This window comes from Parvibaculum sp. (genome assembly GCF_035511255.1).
In the GTDB taxonomy this organism is placed as follows: domain Bacteria; phylum Pseudomonadota; class Alphaproteobacteria; order Parvibaculales; family Parvibaculaceae; genus Parvibaculum.
On record NZ_DATKFR010000477.1, the window covers coordinates 1 to 3162 of the forward strand.

Sequence of the window (3162 nt, forward strand, 5' to 3'; positions counted from 1 at the left end):
CCTCGCGCAAAGGAAGCGATGTCGTCAGTCTTTCGCCGAGAAGCGTACGCAGCGCGGCGATGGCTCCCGCCTTTTCGTCTGCGCCCGGGATTGCAGCAATTTCAGCCATGCGTTCCTCCGCCGGCCAGATTATCCTTCCCGCCAGCAAGGAACAATGAGGGGGAGACGACATGCCGCCGGAGCCGTTCGAATGCGCGCCACGCAAGGTCGAAGCCCAATGGGTCGATCTCAATGGCCATATGAACATGGCCTATTATCACCTGCTTTTCGATGAATCGCTGGACAGGCTTTTCAGCGATCTCGGCATCGGTTGGGACTATACGCAATCCGGCGCGGGCTCCAGCTTCACCGCCGAAGTCCATGTCTGCTATCTCGACGAAATGCTGAAGGGCGATCCTGTCCGCATCACCTATCAATTGCTCGACTGGGACGCCAAGCGCATCCATGTCTTCGGACGCATGTATCACGCGACCAAAGGCTATCTGGCGGCGACATCGGAGCAGATGTGCGTCCATGTCGACATGACGACGCGGCGCGTCTCGCCTTTTCCCGAAGCGCAACAGGCGAAGATCGCCGCGATGATGGAAGCCCATCGCGCGCTTCCCCGTCCCGAACAGGCGGGCCGCGTGATCGGGATCAAGCGGAAGGCGGCGGAATAGGAAGCTCGGGTTCCTTGTCGGCATTCGTCTTCGCCGGCATGAAATTCTTCGACAATGCGTGATAGACGCCTTCCTTGCAGACGAGGCGCGATGTTCCCTGCGCGATCAGCGCCGTCAGCATCAGCGGCACCAGCAGTTCGTGGCTGCCCGTCATTTCGGAAACGATGACAAAAGCGGTGATCGGCGCCTGCACGACGCCCGTGAAATAGCCGACCATGCCGAGAAGGACCAGTGCGCCGACAGGTGTCGTCGGAAAGAAGCGCGCAACGTCGGCGCCGATCCCTGCCCCGACCGAGAGCGAGGGCGAGAAGATGCCGCCCGGCAATCCGCAGATCGACGACAAGGCCGTCGCCATCAGTTTCAACGGCGCGTAGATAACGGACAGGTCTTCGGTGCCATGCAGCGCGGCTTTCGCCTGCTCATATCCGGTGCCATAGATCGCGCCGCCCGACAGCAGCCCGCAAAGCGCGACGGCGAAGCCGCAAATTGCCGCGAAGGCGACCTTGTTGTCCTTGATCAGTTTTCCCGCGCGGCCCGGCAGGCCCGCGCCGAAGAGGACGAGGATGCGCGAGAAGATGCCGCCGGCGAGCCCGCCGACGACGCCGCAGACCGGCACGGCCATCCAGTCCCGCCAGCCGAGCAGGATGTCGCCCGTCGTGCCGAAATAGGTGTAGTTGCCGAGCAGCGCCATCGAGGTGATGCCGGCGGCGATGATGGTGCCGATGACGAGGCCGCTCGTTTTCACCTCGAAGGCCCGGCTCATTTCCTCGATCGCGAAGACGATGCCTGCGAGCGGCGTATTGAAGGCGGCGGCGACGCCCGCCGCCGATCCGGCCAGGATGAGGCCCGGCTGATAACGGCGCGACACGCGGCCAAGCGCGAACATGACCGAGGCGCCGACCTGAACCGTCGGCCCCTCTCGGCCCGTCGAGGCGCCGACCAGAAGGCCCATCAGAGTCAGCAATATCTTGCCTGCCGCGATCCTCAGCGAGACGAGCTTGCCGCGTTCCTCGGTGCCCGAGAGCGCGCGTGCGGCGATCGCCTGCGGGATGCCGCTGCCGCCCGAATTCGGGAAATAACGATTGGCGAGATAGACGGTCGCCGCGAAGCCGAGCGGGGTCAGGAAAAGCGGACCCCAGGGGGCCAGCGCCAGAAAACGGTGAAATTCGAGCTGGGCCCGGTCCGACAGGATGGCGAGCAGGACGGCGACGGCACCCACCGCAAGGCCGCCCGCCACGAAGAGCAACCCTCTCTGCCAGCGCCGGGAATAGACATAAAAACGCCGGGCGCGGCGGGAGGTAATGAGGGACATGGGGCGCCGATCCATCGCACTTGCAGGGAGGCCTCTGGACTTCTATGTATCCGGGACAGCGCGCGAAACCAAGCGGCGAAGCCCATTTCCAGCCCTTGCGGGCGAAATAAGCGGCCCGTGCTATACTGCGCGAATCCTCATTTCCGACATCAGTAGAGCATGACCAGCGACCCCTTCGACCTTGGGTCTATTCCCGAAGAGACGACCGCCCGCTCGACCAGCGCCGCGGCGCTGGCGGGCATGCGCGCGCCCTATCTCGAAGGGCTCAATGACGAGCAGCGAGAGGCCGTCGAGGCTCTGGATGGTCCCGTTCTGGTACTGGCCGGCGCCGGGACCGGCAAGACGCGGGTGCTGACGACGCGGCTGGCGCATCTCCTCGCCACCCGCCGGGCCTGGCCCAATCAGGTTCTCGTCGTCACTTTCACCAACAAGGCCGCGCGCGAAATGAAGGAGCGCATCGGCCGGCTCATCGGCGGCGTGGTCGAGGGCATGCAGTGGCTCGGCACCTTTCACGCCATCGGCGCGAAGATGCTGCGCCGTCATGCGGAGCTCGCGGGCTTGCGTTCCGACTTCACCATACTCGACGCCGACGATCAGGTGCGCCTGATGAAGCAGGTCATCACCGCGGAAGGCATCGACGAGAAGCGCTGGCCGGCGCGCCAGCTCGCCGCGCATATCGACGGCTGGAAAAACCGGGGGCTCACGCCCGGCAAGGTGCCGGCGGGCGAGGCCCATGCCTTCGCCAACGGCAAGGGCGCCGAGCTTTATCAGGCCTATCAGCTTCGCCTGAAGGTTCTCAATGCGGTCGATTTCGGCGACCTGCTGCTCGAAATGCTGCGCATCTTCCAGGAGCATCCGGAAGTCCTCGCCGAATATCAGGACCGCTTCAAATACATGCTGGTCGACGAGTATCAGGACACCAACGTCGCGCAGTATCTCTGGCTGCGGCTTCTCGCGCAGAAAAACAGGAATGTCTGCTGCGTCGGCGACGACGACCAGTCGATTTATGGCTGGCGTGGCGCGGAGGTCGACAACATCCTGCGCTTCGAGAAGGACTTTCCCGGCGCGAAGGTGATCCGCCTCGAACGCAACTATCGTTCGACGCCGCATATTCTCGGCGCCGCCTCCGGCCTCATCGCCGCGAACGAATCCCGCCTCGGCAAGACGCTCTGGACCGACATGAACGAGGGC

Annotated in this window: 3 protein-coding genes; 2 read left to right on the top strand and 1 reads right to left on the bottom strand. The window is 64.1% G+C overall.

Annotation, left to right across the window (positions count from 1 at the left end):
• The first annotated feature begins 170 nt into the window (after positions 1–170).
• On the top strand, positions 171–659 hold the full coding sequence (locus VMR03_RS17780; protein ID WP_325407601.1) for a thioesterase family protein: 489 nt from the start codon (positions 171–173) through the stop codon (positions 657–659).
• On the opposite strand, the gene VMR03_RS17785 is transcribed toward VMR03_RS17780, so the two are convergent.
• The gene (locus tag VMR03_RS17785) at positions 637–1971 is read right to left on the bottom strand and encodes a chloride channel protein (RefSeq protein WP_325407603.1); all 1335 of its coding nucleotides are present in this window, start codon (positions 1969–1971) and stop codon (positions 637–639) included. The genes VMR03_RS17780 and VMR03_RS17785 overlap by 23 nt on opposite strands.
• Positions 1972–2130: 159 nt before the next feature.
• Between VMR03_RS17785 and VMR03_RS17790 the strand changes: the two genes are divergently transcribed.
• The coding region (locus tag VMR03_RS17790) for an ATP-dependent helicase (protein ID WP_325407605.1) at positions 2131–3162 on the top strand (1032 nt) is incomplete at its 3' end.